Raw genomic sequence first — 17,801 nt, 5'->3', positions numbered from 1 at the left:
TGTCTGATTGTCGGAGATCATCTGACCGGCACGGCAATCAGAGGGAGGTGGTGTGTTCGGCGACGGTCCAGGCGCGGGCTTGGTCGCTGATGGTGATGCCGAGGCCGGGGCGCGATGACAGGTGCATGCGGCCGTCGGTGATGGCGAGGCGTTCGTTGAAGAGTGGGTCGAACCATTCGAAGTGTTCGACCCAGGGCTCGCGGGGGTAGGCGGCGGCGAGGTGGATGTGGATTTCCATCGCGAAATGTGGTGCCAGTTGCAGGTTTTGACTGTCGGCGAGCGCCATTATCTTCAGGAATTGGGTGATGCCGCCGACGCGCGGTGCATCCGGTTGCACGATGTCCGCGCCGTGCGCGGCGATGAGTTGGGTGTGTTCGGCGACGCTGGTGAGCATTTCGCCGGTGGCGATGGCGGTGTCGAAGGTGGCGCTGAGTTGGGCGTGCCCGTCGAAGTCATAGGCATCGAGGGGTTCTTCGATCCATACCAACCCGAATGGTTCGAAGGCTCGGCACATGCGGCGGGCGGTGGGGCGGTCCCACTGCTGGTTGGCATCGACCATCAATGGCACACGGTCGCCGAGCTTCTCGTGCACCGCCGTGAGGCGAGCAAGATCCACCGCGTGGTCGGGGTGTCCGACCTTGATCTTGATACCGCCGATGCCGTGTTCCAGTGATTCGGTTGCGCGGTCGAGGACTTCTTCGATCGGTGCGTGCAGGAACCCGCCCGAGGTGTTGTAGCAGCGCACCGAATCACGGTGGGCACCTAGTAGTTTGGCCAGCGGCAACCCGGCGCGCTTGGCCTTCAGATCCCACAGGGCGACGTCGAAAGCGGCGATCGCCTGCACTGACAGCCCGCTGCGACCGACCGATGCACCTGCCCACATGAGCTTGTCCCAGATCTTGGCGATATCGCTGGGGTCCTCACCGAGTAGCACGGGCGCGATCTCGCGGGCGTGTGCGAACTGTCCCGGCCCGCCCGCGCGTTTGGAGTAACTGATGCCGATGCCTTCGAGTCCGGCCTCAGTGGTGATCTCGGCGAAGAGCACGGCGACTTCGGTCATGGGTTTCTGCCGACCGGTCAGCACCTTCGCATCGCTGATCCCGGTGGGCAGGGGCACGGTGACCGAGGAGATCTTGACGTTGGTGATTCTGTCGAGGATGGGTGAATCCATGGTGTGTTCCTTCGGGGTCAGGCGATCGTCTTCACGAGGGTGGTCAGCTCCGCGAGTTCGGCCTCGGTCAGGTCGGTGAGCGGCGGGCGGACCCGACTGGATGGTCTGCCGACCGCGGTGAGACCGGCCTTGATGATCGATACCGCGTAGCCGGGTCGGCGGTCGCGGATGTCGAGGTACGGGATGACGAAATCGCGCAGGTGTGTGTAGACGGTCGCGCGATCGCGGGCGCGGACCGCGCGATAGAAATCGAGCGCGAACTCGGGGGCGAAATTGAAGATGGCCGAGGAATAGGTGGTCACACCCATTTCGGTGTAGGGGAGTGCGAAGGTTTCCGCGGTGGGCAGGCCGCCGATGTAGGTCAGCCGGTCGCCCATCCTGGCGTAGATCCGCGTCATCGACTCGATATTGCCGACTCCGTCCTTGAAACCGATGAGGTTCGGACTGCGCTCGGCCATCCGGGCGACCGTGACGTCATCGCAGGCGGCATTGGCGCGGCTGTAGAAGATCACCCCGAGCGAGGTCGCGGCACACACCTGGGCCACATGTTCCACCAAGCCGTCCGGCGAGGCCTCCACAAGGTAAGGAGGCAGCAGCAGGATTCCGTCCGCGCCGGCCGCCTCGGCCGCGCGGGCCTGTTCCACCGCCATCCTGGTGCCCGCTGTCGCGGGCGCGATGACCGGGACCCGGCCACCGGTCTCGGCCACGGCGGCGCGCACCACGCGATCGATCTCCGCACTGGTCAGGGCGAAACCTTCCCCAGTGCCACCGGCCGCGAACAGGCCAGCGACCTCGTATCGGGACAGCCAGCCGATGTGATCCCGATAGGCCCGCTCGTCGAAGTTCAGTTCGGCGTCGAAATGGGTGACCGGGAACGAGAGCAATCCGCGCCCTAGCGCGGGTCCCAATTCCTCGGCGGAGAGCTGCGACACGGATATCCTCCTGGCAACGGAAATTGCTGATTTCTTGGAGATTAGGTCCGGCGCCCGATGCCGGTCCAACACTGTTTCGAAATCGACCGATACTCGAATGGCATCAGATCAGGCCGGGTGGGGTCCGACCCACACCGCTCGTTTGGGTATCGCTCAATACCGAATTGGTGTTCGACGGGTATCGCTTCGGCCCTTTAGCCTCCTTTCACACCCATTGCAGGGTGATCCGGCGCACACCGGCCGGTCACAGGAGGACAGTGATGTTGAAACGTGAGACAGTGCCCGCCGACGGCGGCGCCCGCGCCATGGCGGCACCCACCGAACAGCGGCCGGGTCGTCGCATTCCCACGCGCTATCTGGTGCTCGGGCTGTTGTTCATCATCACCGCTGTCAATTACGCCGATCGCAGCAGCCTGTCGATCACCGGCAGCGCGGTCCGGTCGGATCTCGGATTTTCCACCGTCCAGCTCGGCTACATCTTCTCGGCATTCAGCTGGGCCTATGTCGTCGCGCAATTGCCCGGCGGGATGCTGCTGGACAAGTTCGGTGCACGGCGGGTCTACGCGGCGAGCCTGGCATTGTGGACACTGGTCACCGCGGCCACCAGCCTGGTCGGTCTGATCACCACCCCGGTGCTGGTCGCATTGTCGATCGTATTCGGGTTGCGATTGCTGCTCGGCGTATTCGAATCCCCGGCATTTCCGGGTAATGCGCGGGTGTCGACCATGTGGTTCCCGACCGCTGAACGTGGCCGGGCGACAGCGGTTTTCAATTCGGCGCAGTATTTCGCGACTGTGATGTTCGCCCCGGTAATGGCCTGGGTCACCAATCAATTCGGCTGGCGCTGGGTATTCGTACTGCTCGGCGTGCTCGGCTTCGGTTTGGCGGTGTTCTGGTGGCGCTGGCTGTATCCGCCGCGCGCACACCGCCGCGTCACCCCGGCCGAACTCGATGCGATCGTCGCCGGTGGCGCGCTGGTCGACCTCGATACGACCAAGGGCGAGAACGCGACCCAGCGCAAGCGACTCGATCGGCGCATGCTCGTGCGCGTCTTCTCCACCCGGCCGCTGTGGGGCGTCTATGTCTTCCAGTATGCGGTCAACGCGCTGACCTATTTCTTCATCACCTGGTTCCCGATCTATCTGAACAAGGGCCGCGGGCTGTCGCTGGTGCACGTTGGATTCGTCGCCGCACTGCCGGCATTGGCGGCCTTCATCGGCGGCCTGGTGGGCGGGATTCTGTCCGATGCCCTGTTGCGTCGCGGACGATCGCTGACGGCGGCGCGCAAAATCCCGGCGGCCGCGGGCATGTTGCTCGCCACACTCATCGCGCTGTCCAACTTCAGCGACAGCACCACCGTGATCGTGGCGATCTTGACCGTGGCATTCTTCGGCAAGGGCATCGGTTCCCTCGGCTGGGCGATAACCACCGATATCGCGCCGACGCAGGCGGTCAGCTTCGTGAGTTCCACCATGAATGCCTTCGGCAATATCGCGGGCATTGTCACCCCGATCGTCATCGGCTATCTGGTTTCTTCGACCGGTTCGTTCAATACCGCGCTGTGGTTCGTATCGGCACACGGTTTGCTCGCCGTCGTCGCCCTGATCGGTATGGGCACCATCCGGCGTATCGAATTCGACGCCTGATCCGAAACCGGAAGTGTCCCATGACCATCAGATATGGCAGCGCATTCGGTAGCGCCGGAATCCTGCTCGCGGCGGCGCTTGCCGGATGCACCGCGGACCGTCCCGCCGCTCCAACGACGATCGTGTACGTATCGAATGCCGACAGTGCCGAGATTTCCGTGCTCCGTCTCGACAGTGCCACCGGTGCGATTACTCCGGTGGATACGGTTTCGGTGTCGGGTAAGGTAATGCCGCTGACAACAAGCCGCGACCACCGCATTCTGTACGCATCGCTGCGATCGGCCCCGTATTCGGTTGCCACATTCGGAATCGACTCCGCGACAGGGAAATTGCGACCAACACCGACGGTTGCTCTCCCGGACAATATGGCCTATCTCTCGACGGACCGAACCGGACGCTACTTGCTCGCTGCCTCCTATACCGGGGACAAGATCTCCGTGAACGCGATAGATCCATCGGGTCGGATTTCGGCGGAGCCGCTGCAGGTGATCGCGACACCGCCGCATGCCCATTCGATCGTCGCCGATCCGTCCAATCGGTATGTGCTCGCGGCCGCACTCGGCGGTGATGTCATTCTGCAGTACCGCTTCGATGAGAGCACCGGACGATTGACGCCGAACGAACCGGCTTCCGTCGCAACCGAACCGGGCGCGGGCCCACGGCACTTGCTCTTCCATCCGAACGGCCGCTATGTCTACGCCACCAACGAACTGGACGGGACGGTCAACACCTACCGTTTCGACCCCGACCACGGCACACTGACCCTGCAACACTCCGATTCGGTACTGCCACCCGATTTCGCGGGCGGCGCACCCGCCACCTCGGATCTGCACATCACGCCCGACGGGCGCTATCTCTATGTCGCCGAGCGAACCTCCAGCACGATCAAGGGGTTCCGGGTGGCCGACACCACCGGCGCATTGACGCCGATCGGGTCCACGCCGACCGAGACCCAACCCCGCGGGTTCGCCATCGATCCCCGAGGCCGCTACCTGATAGCGGCGGGCGAGAAGTCCAATGCGATTACCCGCTACACGATCGACGCGAGTACCGGCGTGCTGGTCGCTGGCGACCACTTCGGCATAGGTCGTGATCCCAACTGGGTCGAGATCATCGATATGCCCTGAGTAGCAGCACCTTCCCGCGACACCCTCGTCCGCGACACGCGGAATGCATTGGGACACCATCCATCCGGGTCTCGGCACCGAATAACAGTTGATCGACGCCGCTGCTGGTCGCCCTCGGCGAGCACCAGCGGCGCAGATCTGGTCGGTGTGTTTCGGGAGGTGCGTCGCCATATGCTGTTGATATTCATCGTGCCCGTCCTTGCGGCGATCATCGCGGTGGCCATCTTCGTGATCGGAGATCGGCTGCGGCCGGATTCGTGGGTGTCGACCGAGGAGGAAGCCTCCGGGTCCCTCGTACTGGAATTGATCAACACGCTTTTTCTGGCGGTGGTCGCCTTTGTGGTGGTGATCTGCTGGCAGGAGTACGACAACGCGCACAATCACACCGTTGCCGAGGCCAAGGCACTGGTGGACACGTATTGGACCGCACATTCGATGCCGGATCGGGAACATCGCCAGATCCAGGGCTTGGTGCGGGATTACACCGATCAGGTCCTCACCCGGGAGTGGCCGGTTATGCAGGCGGACCGGCGGCTGAGTCCGCCAACGCAGGACACCTTCGACAGTCTGCGCGATGCCGTGGAGTCGATCAATAGCACCGATCCGGACGTCATGGATCTGCGCACGAGTGCGATGGCCAGCCTCGACGCGGCTGCCGAGGCACGCCAGGACCGGGCCATGGACGCGAGTTACCAGATGCCCGTATTCCTATACGCGGCTTTGTGGTTCGGCACTGTACTGCTGTTGTGTTCCGCAGTGCTGTCGGGGGTGGAGGTCACCAGGCGCAGTCTGCTGATGACCGCGCTGCTCGGCATCGTCGTCGGCACGACGGTGCTGGCGATCTACAACCTCGACCGACCGTTCTCCGGTGGAAACAGTGTCTCGAAGGACGCATTCGAATACGCCATGTCGCGCTACGAGCACATCACCTGACGGGTCGGCGCGAGACCTGCGGAGCTGCGACGGATGGGATACCGGCGACATGGCGTTTGTTGTGCAAAGACGAAGGGCCGCGGTGGCGGTGGCGGCAGCGGTGCCGTTATTCGTGGGAGGGCCCGCGACCGCCGATCCCACTGGGCCCGAGTGGTCGGTCATCGGTGATGTCGCCACCGGGAGTGCTGCCGTCGACGCGACCGGTACCGGAAGTGCCGCAGCGGATTCCGGGAGTAGCTCCTACGGCGGAGTCTTGGCTCTCGAACCCAGGGGTGTCGCCACCGGCAGTGCGGCTCCGGGGACAGCGATGTCGAGCAATGTGAAGCAGGGCAGCACGACGACCGGCACAGCAGCCGTCGATATCGGCGCCGATGCCTTACCCGCTGGCGGGCGCGCGGATGCGACGGCCGGAGCGGGCGAGACGCTCGGCCTCGACCCCGGCAGCGTCCAATCCGCCTGCACGGGCAGTGCCGTAATCGGCAGCGCGACAATACTGCTCGGTCTGATGTCGGGCAGCGGCATAACCGGCTCCGGTTTGATCGGCACTGGTTCGGTCGGTTCGAGCGGATCCGGGCTCGGTAGTGTCGTGGTCGGCAGCGCGACGACCGGCAGCGCACTGCTGACCTGTCTGCTCCTACTCCCGGCCCCCGAACCGGACGCACCCGGCATCCCCCTCCAGCTCGGCCCGCCGCCCGCACCACCGGTGCCCGCTTCGCCCGCACCAGCGCCCCCACCGGAATTCACCGCCGCCGCACCGGCACTCGCGATCGCTCCGGAAACGCCGATCCGCACCACCCCGCATCGACCACTGCCCGCGGCGGCCGAATCCGCTCCGGAGAATCCGATTGCCTGGAACCTGCTGGAGCTGGTGACGGTCATGGTGGTCACCGTCCTGACCGTGGTCCGCAAGGTTGCTGTACGTCGCAACCGGCGAGCCGAATGACGCGCGCGGGCGTGGCCCCGATCTGCTGAGCCCGGGCGAATGATTGCTCGAACCGACGTTGGGGCTGCGCGTCTCATGAGCGGTGGCTATCATGACGGCGGACACTCAAGAACTGGTCTGGGGCAACGGATTTGGATCATGGGAACCGGCAGGTAACTCATGACCCGCACCACACGTGCTGCCCACGTGGGGCAGATCGGCACGACTGAAGTCGTGCGAGCAGTTTGTTCGTCATCCGTTGTCATCAACCTGCCGAAGCTCGCTGCTCTGACATAACTGAGGCCAGTGCTGGGTCTGCTCGATTGTCAAGGTTCTTTAGTTTTCAAAAGTTCGGAGTTCATCTGTGGCAACGCACACGCATAACCCACCGGAATCACGCTCCTCGGTCGGTGGCTCACCGGGATTCGGGGCCGGGCCGCGCATCGTGATGTACACCCCTGAATTCGCCGCCGACCCGCACCGGGCCTACGGACAGATGCGCAAGAAGTTCGGTTCGCTCGTGCCCGTGGATCTCGCCCCGGGCGTACCGGCCACCCTGGTGATCGGCTACTACACAGCGGTCCGCATTCTGACCGATCCTGACCACTTCCCGGCGGATCCGCGGACTTGGGAGCGAAACATCCCGGCCGACTGCCCGGTACTGGGCATGATGAAGCGGCGGGAGAACGCCCTGCGCACCGACGGGCAGGAACACAAGCGCTATCGCGAGTCCACCAGCGCGGCGATCAATGACGTCGATCTGCTCGGCATGCACGCTGTGATCGAGCAGATCGCGATCCCGCTGATCAACAAATTCTGTGCCGACGGACACGCTGATGTGTTGCAACGCTACGTTCTTCCGCTGGTATTCACCGCGGTGAACACCATGCTGGGAGTCGACTCCGATATCGGCGCGCGGATTGCGTCGGCAATGGATGCCATGTTCGATGCCGGGGTCGAGGTCGGTGCGGGCGAGCGCATGCTGCACGAGGCGCTACGGCTGCACGTCGATCGCAAGCGGGAGGAGCCCGGTGACGACATCACGACCCGGTTGATGCTTCACCCGAGCGGTTTGACCGATGAGGAGGTAGTCCAGCAGTTGGTGACGCATTACGCGATCGGGGTCGAACCGCTGGTCCATCTCATCGGCAATGCGTTGCGACTGATGTTGACCGACGATCGATTCGCCGCGGGCATGCACAGCGGTAGTCTGTCGACCCGCGATGCGCTGGACGAAGTGCTGTTCACCGACCCGCCGTTGGCGAACTACTGCATTTCCTATCCCCGTCAACCGATTCTGCTCAATGGCGTGTGGTTGCCCGCTCACCAGCCGGTCGTCATCAGCATGGCCGCCTGCAACAGCGATCCCACCATCAGTGCGGTCGACGGGGTCGAACGTGACGGCAATCGCTCACATCTGGCCTTCAGCGCCGGACCACACATGTGCCCGGCACAGGATGCCGCCTATTTGATCGCCCAGGACGCGATCGACCAACTGCTCGATGCCCTGCCCGAAATCGAGTTGGCCGGTCCGGCCGCCGAACTCGGCTGGCGCACCGGGCCGTTCCACCGCGCGTTGACCGCGCTGCCGGTCGTCTTCCCGAAGTCCGCTCCGTTCCCGGAGTTTCCGCCTGCCTGAGATCCAGACCCAGGGGCCGAGATCGCCGACCATCGACGATCTCGGCCCGCTGTCGGCCGACATCTACATGAGTTTCATCGGCGCGGACGGTGTGAAAACGACGGGGAATGCCGCCATCGCACGATGGAAGGGGCCGGGCCGCCAGATCAGCTGATCCGCGGGCACCCCGAGCTGGATATCGGGCAGTGCGTCGAAGAGCTGATCGATGGCGTACTGAACCGTCAGGTACGCAACGCCTTTGGCCGGACAGGCGTGGGGCCCGGCGCTCCACGCCAGGTGTGAGCGGTTGCCGAGGCGTCGTCCGTCGGCGTCGTCGTTGCCGCGGATCGCCGGGTCGTTATTGCAGCCGGTGAGGCTGATGACGACCGGTTGGTCCGCGGGTAACCAGATATCGTCGACCATGATCGGCTGGCGCGGATAGGTCGTGCAGAAGTTCGCCATGGGCGGGTCGTTGAACAGAACTTCGTCGATCGCGGTGATCGTGGACAGGTTCCGTCCGAGGACATCCGCGCACTTGAATCGGTCGTCGGTGATCATCAGCAGCAGTGCGTTGGTGATCAGGTTGCGCTGTGCTTCGAATCCCGCGCCGTAGAAGCTCATCAGCTGCGCGAAGATTTCCATGTCATCCAGGGCGACAGGGTGGTGTGCCAGCCGTGAGGTGACGTCGTCGCCGGGGTGTTCGCGTTTGAGCTGGATCAGCTCCAGTAGTGCCTCTTTGAGCATGACCATGCCCTGAGCGCTGCGGACCGTGTCGAAGCGCGCTGCCATGCCGTTCGCGACACGCTGCCCGATATCGGGTGGGCAGCCGACTATTTGGTTCAGGACACCGAGAACGAGCGGAAAAGCGTACTGGGTCACCAGATTGGCGTTCCCAGCCTTGCAGAAGGTATTGATCAGCGGGATCGCGATCTGCTCGATGATCGCGGGCAGTCCGTGCACATCGATTCCGTCGATGCTCGCGATGGATGGCTCCCGATAGCGGATGTGGGTAGGCCCGTCGTTGTTCCGTGCGGCCGGGAGCCAGGCCATCATCGGCCGTACCGGGCAGTCCTCGGGGACGGTCTTCTGCCAGGTGCGCGGGTCGGCGGGAAAGTGGGTGGGGTCGTTGAGGATTCGCACCGCGGTCGCGTAGCCGATCACGAGGGTGGCCGGCACTCCGGGGGCCAACTCGATCGGAACCAGCGTGCCGTACTTGCGCCGCATCTCCTCGTAGGCGTGGTGCGGATCGGCGACGAACTCCGGGGTGTACAGCGGAATCCGCTCGCCGGTAATGGTCGATGATCCGTGCTGAACTGGGCAAACTCCGGTCGTGCCGGTGTGCGGATCGGACGTGGGGGTGTGCGGTGTGGTCAAAGACGTTACTCCAAACGGTGGAACAGAATTCGACAAAGACTGAATCAATGAGCGCGGGCAGGTTCCTCGAGTAAGGGTCAGCGGTGCGTCGTCGAGCGTTCGAAACGACACACCCTTCCTAGGACCTTTCCGGAACCTGGCGACTCGCCCACGCTAGCAACATAGCAACGCGCAGGCCGCGACGCCCGGGGAACCTGGTTGCGACCCGGTTGGTTCGAGCGTGTCGTCGACGACTATTCGACCGCACCACCGACGGGCAACCGGTTGACCGACGCGGCTGAATCGCCCCGTGACGTTTCGTCGACACCGATCAGCCGCAGTAGTGGCGCCGTCATCGCCGTTGTCACCAACGCCATTACCACCAGTATCGAATACAATTGTGGGCCAATGAGTCCGGTGCTGAGCCCGACATTGAGTATGACGAGTTCGGTCAAGCCGCGAGTGTTGAGCAACGCTGCCAATGCCGCTGCCGATCGCGATGTCAGACCGGTCAGTCGCCCGGCCAAGTAAACACTGCCGAGCTTCCCCGCGACGGCCACCACCATGATCACGACCAACTCGCCGATGGCGGCCCGATCGATCGCCCCGAGGTCGACCGCGAGTCCGGCCACGACGAAGAATCCGGGCAGCAGCACCAAGCTCAGAATCCGGGCACCGGATTCGACTGCTTCGCGTCGAGCGCGCGGGAACACCACGCCGAAGGCGAAGGCGCCGAATATCAAATGCAGTCCGATCCATTCCGTTATCGCGCCGAGCAACAGCGCGCCGCCGACACTGATCACGATCATTGTCTGCTCAGCGCCCGCCGCGGCGATTCGCGCCAATGCCGGGCGCACGATCCACCACGTCACCACCACGACCGGCACCAGCAGCGCCAGTCGCCACTGACTGCCCATGCCAGGGTGCGCGACGGCCAGCACGACGGCCAGTGCCGTCCAGGCGAAGATGTCGACCAGCGCCGCACAGGCGAGGCTGAGCTGACCGATTCCGGTGCGTGTCAGCCCACGGTCCTGCAGGATCCGGGCCAGTACCGGGAATGCGGTCACAGCCAGCGCACAGCCGATGAACAGCGTGAAGCTGGGTAGGTCGCCGCTGCGGTGGCGCGCGAGCGTGGTCGCGGCGATGCCGCAGCCCAAGATGAATGGCACGGCGTAGGCGGCCACCGATACCGCCGGGATAGACCGTCGGCTGCCCGCGAATACGCCGCGGTCGAGTTCGAGCCCGGCGACGAACATGAATACGGCGACGCCGACATTGGCGAGCAGGGTCAGATACGAGCGGACCTCGTGCGGGAACAGCATGTCCGACAAATGCGGCCCCAACACCGTCGGGCCCGCGAGTATTCCGGCGGTGATCTCCCCGATGACCGCGGGCTGGCCGACGCGTTCGGCCAACCATCCCAAGATCCGAGCCGCCGCCATGATGAGGGCGAGATCCATGAGGACCACGACGATTTGACTACTTTGCACTTACTTCTCCCTCGCGATTCGACGGGCTGCCCGCGTTCAGCTTGCCCACATCGCGCTCAGTGTGGTGATGACACAGTTCAATGCCCGTCCGGTATCGAGTCCGGTGTCGAGGTGACTTCGGGGTTCGGTGTCGACGTGCAGCCCAGCCGGTGCGGTGCCCGTGGTCCGGCAGGCGTTGACGTAGGCGTGGATCGCAGCGGCCGGATCGTCGGCATGCATCGGATCGCACATCCAGCCCACCGGGGTAGCGCACCGGGTGGCCGCCTCGAACAACGCGGGAAGTGCGGCGGCGGTCCGGGTGCCGGATAGCGCCGGGATAAGCGTGAGCCGACCCGGCCGACGCGTGGGATTCAGATACCGGCACAGGAATTCGACATCGTCCGGCGTCGCGGTAGGTGCGAGGGTTACCGCCAGCGGGTTGCGGACCTGAGCGGCGAAAGACAAGTGCTGGGAGGTGAATTCGTGGCTTCGGTCGCCGATCCACAGCAGCTGGGTCGAACGGTCCCACTCTTGCCGGGGCTGCTGAGGTCGAGTCGCATCCGCCTCGCATGACCGGATCGTGCGCGAGATATGCAGGGGCGCAATAGAACTGTACAGTTCGCGGGAGCCTGAGGGCGCGCTTGCCGCGATCGGGAGCATCGAGGCGACCTCGACCAGCAGATCGCGTACCACCGACGGCGGGTAGCGGTCCGCGGCGCCGCGCAGCAGCTGCGCGCAGAGTGCGATAGGCGGGTTCGCGAGGCGCCAATATTCGAGCTGTGCCGCGGCCCGACGGTATTTCCGGTCAGCGGCCACGGTGTCGAAATCGGCTGGTATTCGACATGTTTCGCTGTCATATCGCAATTGGCCGATGGTCACGATCGGCAAATCGAGTCCGTGGTTCAGCACGGCGGCAGCACTGATCGCCAGCGCACGGCGGGCGGGCAATGCCGTGATATCGAGGGCGGCTTGGGCTCGGGCGCCGAGATGTACAGCGAAGGCGCGCCCGCGCGCCGCAGCGGCCAAATCAGCAGTGAGCGAGTCGCATTCGCGTGGGTGGATCAGTTCCGGCAGCGCTCGTGAACACTGCCCGCCGGTGTGCGGCGATTCGGTATCGCAGCCACTCGGGCGTGCCGTCGAGGGCTCGGTCGCTCGTGATCGGGGGTATTCCGGCTCATCGGCCCAACTCAGCTCCTCATCCGAGATGGGAGCATGTTCCGGTGGCACGACGCTGGGATTGAATACCTCGCGGATATAGCACAGCGGTCGTTGATCTCCGAGCATGATGACATACGCCTTCGCCGCGCAGAGGCGACCATCGGGCCATCGCGTGACGCCCGCCCGAAGCACATGCCGTCGCTGGGACACACCCCGCGAGATCAAGCCGCGCCCGATCGGCACGTGCACATCGTCGGCGCCGGCCGCGGCCGCGGGGCCGCTCACCGCGACGACATAGTTGACCGATGCGGTCACCATATCGGCATTGATCAGACATGAGCGCCGGACGATGACACGGTCGGGGCCGGCCAACCGCAGTGCCTCGGCGACGGCAGGGGGCAACTGCTCGGCCGCGAGTTCATCCTGACGCAGCACCCGTATCTGGAGATCCGTGCCGAGTATGGCCTCGAGTCTGGGCTGGGTGAAGCCGTCGCTGGCCAGCAGCATCCGGGTGACTGGATGGCCGAATTGCGCGATCTGCTGTGTGGCTGTCCGGGAACCCGAACCGCCGACCGGGAAATCGCCCGGCGGCTCGGGGTCGGAGCGCGTGATAGTCATAGTGTCCGACTTCGCGCTGTGGTTTTCACGAAGGCCGGAACTAGAGCACGGGGACGTCCGCCACCTTCGGTGGCAGCACCGGACGCGCGATGGCCGCGACCTCCGCAGCATCGCGGGGCCGCGTGGTCAGGCCGAGTACCGGTTCGGTGGTAATTCGCACATCGTCGAGCACCGTATCCGCCAGCGGGTCACGCCAGTGGTCCCAAACGACCGACATATCCAAGTGACCCATGTACTCGAGGTTGGCCGATTCCGCGTGCAGTTTTTCGGTCTCGCTGAGTTCGGAGGCGATTGTGTCGGTTGGAGTGCGCCCTTGCTGTCCCGAGGATTCGTCCACATCGGTGAGCCCGGCCATGATCCGGGTGAAGGACACCTCTGGAGTGTCACCCTCGTGCGTCTCGGTGAGTTTGTCCGCGTGCGAGAAGTATTCGTCGGAACCGATGTACTGCTCGTACATGCGCGAGACCAGTACGAGGAACCGTGAGTAGGCCCGTCGGGCAGTGTGCTCGTAGAAGGCCATCGCGTCGGTCTCGCTCATTTCGCCACGCAGGGTGGTCGCGATCGCGGCCGCGGCGACGAGCCCGCCGTAGGTCGCCAGATGCACGCCGGTGGACAGCAGCGGATCGAGGAAGGCCGCGGAGTCACCGACGAGGGCGTAGCCCGGACCGCAGAACCGGTCCGACACATAGGAATAGTCCTGCTCGGCTTTGACTTCGGCGACTTGCTTCGCGCCTTCGAGCAATGCGCTCATGGCCTTGCTGTCACGAATCGTATTGAGGTAGTACTCGTCTCGACCCTGCTCGCGTAGTCGCTCGCCCGCCTTGCGGGCCGAAACGACGTAGCCGACGCTGAATCGGTCATTGGACAGCGGGATGTGCCAGAACCAGCCGCCCTCGGGTGTGGACACGACGTTGATCGCGCCTTCCGGGCTGTCCGGGTGCAGGTGCGCGCCTTCCCAATACGACCAGACCGCGACATTGCGGAAAGCAGGATGCTGCCGACGCATGTTGAAGCGTCGCTTGGCCAGCAGGCCGTATCGTCCCGATGCGTCGACGAGAAAATCGAACTCGGTGGTCTGAGTGCCGTTGTCGCCGGGGCCGGTCCATTCCACGGCTATCGGGCGGTCACCATCGAAAATCACATTCTCGACATTGGCGTTCTCGATCACCAACGCGCCTTGGTCGGCGGCGTTGCGCAGCAGAATGTCGTCGAATGCGTCTCGCTCGACCTGGTAGGACCAGGCTTCGGCATCGACGAGCTGGGACCAGTCCAACAGCCAGTTATCGTTCTGCCACTGGAAATAGCCGCCTCGTTTGATCTGGAAGCCGTGCGCCGCGACCTTGTCGAACGCGCCGGAAAGGCGCAGGGTCGACAGGCACGATGCGAGCATCGACTCGCCAATGTGATACCGCGGGAACGTATCTCGTTCCAGAAGCGTCACGCGGATTCCTGCTCGAGCCAGCAGAGCTGCGGTTGTCGACCCCGCTGGGCCGCCACCGACAACGAGGACATGCGGATCGTTCGCCATTGCACACTCCTTGGAACAGCGGACACCGACACGCACTGTGCGTCCATGTCGGCAACCGAACCAACTCCGGTCCCACGGTGGTGGATCAACCCGGACCGAGGCGTCGCCGTCCGTTAGCCATCCGTGGCGACGCCCTCGTCAGATTGTAGCGGCAACAATCGAATCATCAACCGCCGGAGTCGATTTGGAGTTCCCAGACAATCGGTGGTAACCGGTGTCTGAAGGGTAGCCGAAACCCCGAATCGGACCTTCGTGCCGGCTCGCCCTTACAAAGCACGCCTGGGCGGGTATCGGATGCGGCGGCGCGGTGTCCGCGAATGCATATCAGCGCAGCGCTTTTCATCGAGACCGTGCGCCGCGATCGGAGGGAATCGCCTGGGCGTGACAGGCGAGACTGTTCGGTGTCGTTTGGCATCACCCCGCTCGGTCGGCAAATTCAGAGTAAAGCCCAAATCAGGTCCGCGCGAGGCGTTCGCAAAGTTGACTTCTGCGGTTGGCGAGCTCCGCTCGGCGAGCAATATCCGGATTGCGCTGCGGTGGAAGCCATTTGCCGACGCAGGCGCCAGCAACGCGGGTGCGAACTGTCAGGCGGGCACCCGCGTCAGCTGATCGAGGTGCCTCAGTCGGGTGTCTGCTCGTCGTCACGTGCCACCGCGACCGTGGCCTCGGCGGCGATTCGGGCGACCTCGGGGGTGCATCGTCCGAGACCGCATGCGGTGGCCACGCCGAAGGCATGACGACCCAACGCCTGCTCGAAAAGCGCACGCGCTCGGTCGCTGTTCTCGACAGAATCCGCCGAAACCACGCCCGCGATCACTGGCCAGTCGGTGGCCAGTGATCGCAAGGGAGCGTAGAAGCGCGGCTCGAGTGGTGCGGGCTCGGCGCCGTACGCACACGGAATATGGACCGGGGGCAGTGGCGCGCCCTGCCGATCCAGCAGTCGCGCAGTGCGATTGAGCAAACCGACCGCGGGAGCCAGACTGCGCGGGGCCAGCAGGCTCTCGTGCTGATAGTCGCCATAGCACAGGTGCACAACGGTTTCGGCGCCGATCTCGTGCAGCCGCCCGAGCACACCGGCGAGCTGGCGCGCCACCAGTGGCGCCAGTGCCCACCGCGAACCCAGTTGTGTCGCTTTGACCATGCTCAACAAAGCAAACGGCGACTCCAACTGCCAGACGACACGGTCGCCGTGCCGAGCGATTACTTCCGATACCTCCTGCACCACCGCTTCGGTGAACACCGGCAGCTGTCGCAGCGCGGCGACGGCCAGATCGAAGTGCCGCAATGCTTTTCCGATCGGCAACCCGCCGGATACCGCCGCGCCGGCGAATACGAACATTGCCAGATCCAGTGGATTCGGCAGGCTGATCTGTACTTTCGTCTCGGCCAATTGCGGCCGCTCGCGCTGCAACGACTCGAACGCGGCCACGACTTCACCGATGCGTTGCACGCGGTCCATCGAGACGTGTCGCACTTCGAGCTTGCTGCCGGATCGCAGGCCGTAGCTGGGGAAGTCGCTGTAGTCGGCATACCCTCCGGCCTGGACGATCTCGAAGACATCGGAGTGCTGCTTGCGCGTCCGCAGATAGTCCATGATCCAGTCGGGGTCCAGATCACAGGGCAGCGCGGTGACCGGCCAGCCCGCCGTGCGGTCGGCAAACCATTGCAGGATAGCTTGATCGCCCGTCATCAGGTCCCCTGGAAGACTGCCGACATAGTGTGCGTACCTGGTGGTGGTCATCGGTGGCCCCTAACGTTCGGATATATGCGAGCGACAGCCAATACTGGCGCAGGTGCGCCAGCGCGACAACTTCGACGTCTTCTGTTGTCGCCCTTGGCGAATGCGGAAATCGATCGCATTGCGGGGCGTCGCTCCCACTGCCGACGAAAGATCGGGGTGAACCCTGATCTTCACCCGGATATTGGTGCTGAGCTGGTGATTTATCAGCGCCCGGCTGTCAGCATCGAGGTGTCGGATCGTCGGATGACGGTTCGCCCGAGATCTTCTGGAGGCTGGCATGTTGTGGAAAATCATCGGTGTCGTAGCGGTCGTGTGGATCGCGCTCGCCATCATCGGTGCGTTGATCAAGGGGCTGTTTCCGATTCTGGTGATCAGCGCGGTCGTCTTCGGGCTGTACCTGCTGTACAAGGCGGTCGCGGGGTCGGACAACTCCTCCGTGAGCAAGCTGTAGCGGCCAACTGCGGGGCCCGCCGGGACTCGGGCGTCGCGGTTTCGTCAGAGGTGGGCCGTGCGGAGCGCACGGCCCACCCGCGTTCGAACATCTGCTTGAATGACCAGTGTGGAGCAGGTTCCCGAGGATTGGCAGCGCGGTCTCGTCATCGTGGCGCATCCGGACGATATCGAATACGGTGCGGCCGCCGCGGTGGCACGCTGGACGGGACAGGGCAAGGACATTCGCTACGTCCTGGTGACCTCCGGCGAGGCCGGGATCGCGGGCATGGCGCCCGCCGAGGCAGGACCACTGCGCGAGTCCGAGGAGATCGCCGCCGCCAAGGTGGTCGGGGTACACGAGGTGGAATTCCTCGGTTATCCGGACGGCCGCGTCGAGCAAACCTTGGCGCTGCGCCGAGACCTGGCCGCCGCGATTCGCCGTCATCGTCCGGAATTCGTGGTGCTGTTCAATTTCGGCGACACCTGGGCTCCGGGTTACGTCAACAGCGCCGACCATCGCGCGGTCGGCCGCGCCGCCCTCGATGCCATCTCCGATGCGGGCAACGAGTGGATCTTTCCGGAGCTCACCGAAACTCCGTGGTCGCCCCGGCTGGCCGCGGTGGTCGGGCCGAGCGCCACGCACGCCGTCGACGTCACCGACACCATCGAACAAGCCGCCGCGTCATTGGCCGAGCACCGCCGCTACCTCGAGGTGCTCAGCCCCGAGCCGGTCGCGGACCAGGTGCGCGCGGTCGTCGACATGGCGACCGCCCCGAAGCCCGGATTTCCGGCCGCGCGCGCGGTCGGCTTCGAGCTCTACCACTTCGGCTGACCGTTGTGATCGAAGTCACCTCTAATGTCGTTGCCGAGTCCGCTTCCGTGAAAATGTCGCGCAGATCACGCCCACTGGTCCTGGCTGGATCGATCGCAGGTGGTCGGGGCTATTGCCGTGATAGCGAGCGACTACTGATTCGGGGGTCGCGATCTGGTGCGGAAACGTGGTGGCCGACCGTCACCTAGGCTGTTGGAGGCCGTGTTGTGAAGTCGATCGCGCTTCTCGGGCGAATGTCGTAACAGATTCCCGCGCATGGGGATATGGGACGAGTTCGCTCTTGTAAACTCGAACGCTTGACTCGCGGCAGCAGAGCGGTCC

At 64.4% G+C, this 17,801-nt stretch carries 14 protein-coding genes; 7 read left to right on the top strand and 7 right to left on the bottom strand.

Going from position 1 to position 17,801, the window contains the following annotated elements; genetic code table 11:
• Positions 1-37 precede the first annotated feature (37 nt).
• Together ACIBG0_RS12900 and kdgD are read right to left on the bottom strand one after the other, a co-directional pair.
• Positions 38-1,171, bottom strand: a complete 1,134-nt coding sequence (locus ACIBG0_RS12900) for a mandelate racemase/muconate lactonizing enzyme family protein (RefSeq protein ID WP_397032072.1) — start codon at positions 1,169-1,171, stop codon at positions 38-40.
• A gap of 17 nt (positions 1,172-1,188) precedes the next feature.
• Complete coding sequence (gene kdgD, locus ACIBG0_RS12895; protein ID WP_397032071.1) at positions 1,189-2,103, bottom strand: 5-dehydro-4-deoxyglucarate dehydratase; 915 nt, start codon at positions 2,101-2,103, stop codon at positions 1,189-1,191.
• A gap of 260 nt (positions 2,104-2,363) precedes the next feature.
• Here kdgD and ACIBG0_RS12890 point away from each other — a divergent pair, with 260 nt between their 5' ends.
• The 5 genes from ACIBG0_RS12890 (at position 2,364) to ACIBG0_RS12870 (ending at position 8,370) form a co-directional block, all read left to right on the top strand.
• Positions 2,364-3,749 (top strand): MFS transporter, encoded by a 1,386-nt coding sequence (locus ACIBG0_RS12890; protein ID WP_397032070.1) that lies wholly within the window; start codon positions 2,364-2,366, stop codon positions 3,747-3,749.
• A 20-nt stretch (positions 3,750-3,769) separates the two neighbouring features.
• Positions 3,770-4,876, top strand: a complete 1,107-nt coding sequence (locus ACIBG0_RS12885) for a lactonase family protein (RefSeq protein ID WP_397032068.1) — start codon at positions 3,770-3,772, stop codon at positions 4,874-4,876.
• Between the two features lie 171 nt (positions 4,877-5,047).
• Positions 5,048-5,809 carry a DUF4239 domain-containing protein gene (locus ACIBG0_RS12880; RefSeq protein ID WP_397032066.1) on the top strand — a complete coding sequence of 254 codons (762 nt, stop codon included), beginning with the start codon at positions 5,048-5,050 and terminating at the stop codon, positions 5,807-5,809.
• Positions 5,810-5,870: 61 nt separating this feature from the next.
• Positions 5,871-6,752: a hypothetical protein gene (locus ACIBG0_RS12875; protein ID WP_397032064.1), complete on the top strand. Its 882-nt coding sequence runs from the start codon at positions 5,871-5,873 to the stop codon at positions 6,750-6,752.
• Between the two features lie 343 nt (positions 6,753-7,095).
• On the top strand, positions 7,096-8,370 hold the full coding sequence (locus ACIBG0_RS12870; RefSeq protein WP_397032062.1) for a cytochrome P450: 1,275 nt from the start codon (positions 7,096-7,098) through the stop codon (positions 8,368-8,370).
• Between the two features lie 63 nt (positions 8,371-8,433).
• On the opposite strand, the gene ACIBG0_RS12865 is transcribed toward ACIBG0_RS12870, so the two are convergent.
• From ACIBG0_RS12865 to ACIBG0_RS12845, 5 genes are all read right to left on the bottom strand, one after another.
• Entirely contained in the window at positions 8,434-9,723 is a 1,290-nt protein-coding gene (locus ACIBG0_RS12865) for a cytochrome P450 (protein WP_397032060.1), read from the bottom strand.
• A 233-nt stretch (positions 9,724-9,956) separates the two neighbouring features.
• Positions 9,957-11,192 carry a cation:proton antiporter gene (locus ACIBG0_RS12860; RefSeq protein ID WP_397032058.1) on the bottom strand — a complete coding sequence of 412 codons (1,236 nt, stop codon included), beginning with the start codon at positions 11,190-11,192 and terminating at the stop codon, positions 9,957-9,959.
• A 36-nt stretch (positions 11,193-11,228) separates the two neighbouring features.
• A complete protein-coding gene (locus ACIBG0_RS12855; protein WP_397032057.1) occupies positions 11,229-12,947 on the bottom strand; it encodes a 3-deoxy-7-phosphoheptulonate synthase in 1,719 nt (572 codons plus the stop codon).
• Positions 12,948-12,987: 40 nt separating this feature from the next.
• The gene (locus ACIBG0_RS12850) at positions 12,988-14,475 is read right to left on the bottom strand and encodes an NAD(P)/FAD-dependent oxidoreductase (RefSeq protein ID WP_397032056.1); all 1,488 of its coding nucleotides are present in this window, start codon (positions 14,473-14,475) and stop codon (positions 12,988-12,990) included.
• Positions 14,476-15,094: 619 nt separating this feature from the next.
• Positions 15,095-16,216 carry a hypothetical protein gene (locus ACIBG0_RS12845; RefSeq protein WP_397032055.1) on the bottom strand — a complete coding sequence of 374 codons (1,122 nt, stop codon included), beginning with the start codon at positions 16,214-16,216 and terminating at the stop codon, positions 15,095-15,097.
• A 277-nt stretch (positions 16,217-16,493) separates the two neighbouring features.
• Here ACIBG0_RS12845 and ACIBG0_RS12840 point away from each other — a divergent pair, with 277 nt between their 5' ends.
• Positions 16,494-16,667: a hypothetical protein gene (locus ACIBG0_RS12840; protein WP_397032053.1), complete on the top strand. Its 174-nt coding sequence runs from the start codon at positions 16,494-16,496 to the stop codon at positions 16,665-16,667.
• A gap of 108 nt (positions 16,668-16,775) precedes the next feature.
• On the top strand, positions 16,776-17,480 hold the full coding sequence (locus tag ACIBG0_RS12835) for a PIG-L deacetylase family protein (RefSeq protein WP_397032663.1): 705 nt from the start codon (positions 16,776-16,778) through the stop codon (positions 17,478-17,480).
• The last annotated feature ends 321 nt before the right edge of the window (positions 17,481-17,801 follow it).

The sequence above is a fragment of the Nocardia sp. NPDC050630 genome (assembly GCF_044457245.1).
Taxonomy (GTDB): domain Bacteria; phylum Actinomycetota; class Actinomycetes; order Mycobacteriales; family Mycobacteriaceae; genus Nocardia.
Note: the sequence above shows the minus strand (reverse complement) of the source record. Positions and strands in the feature narration are given on the sequence as shown.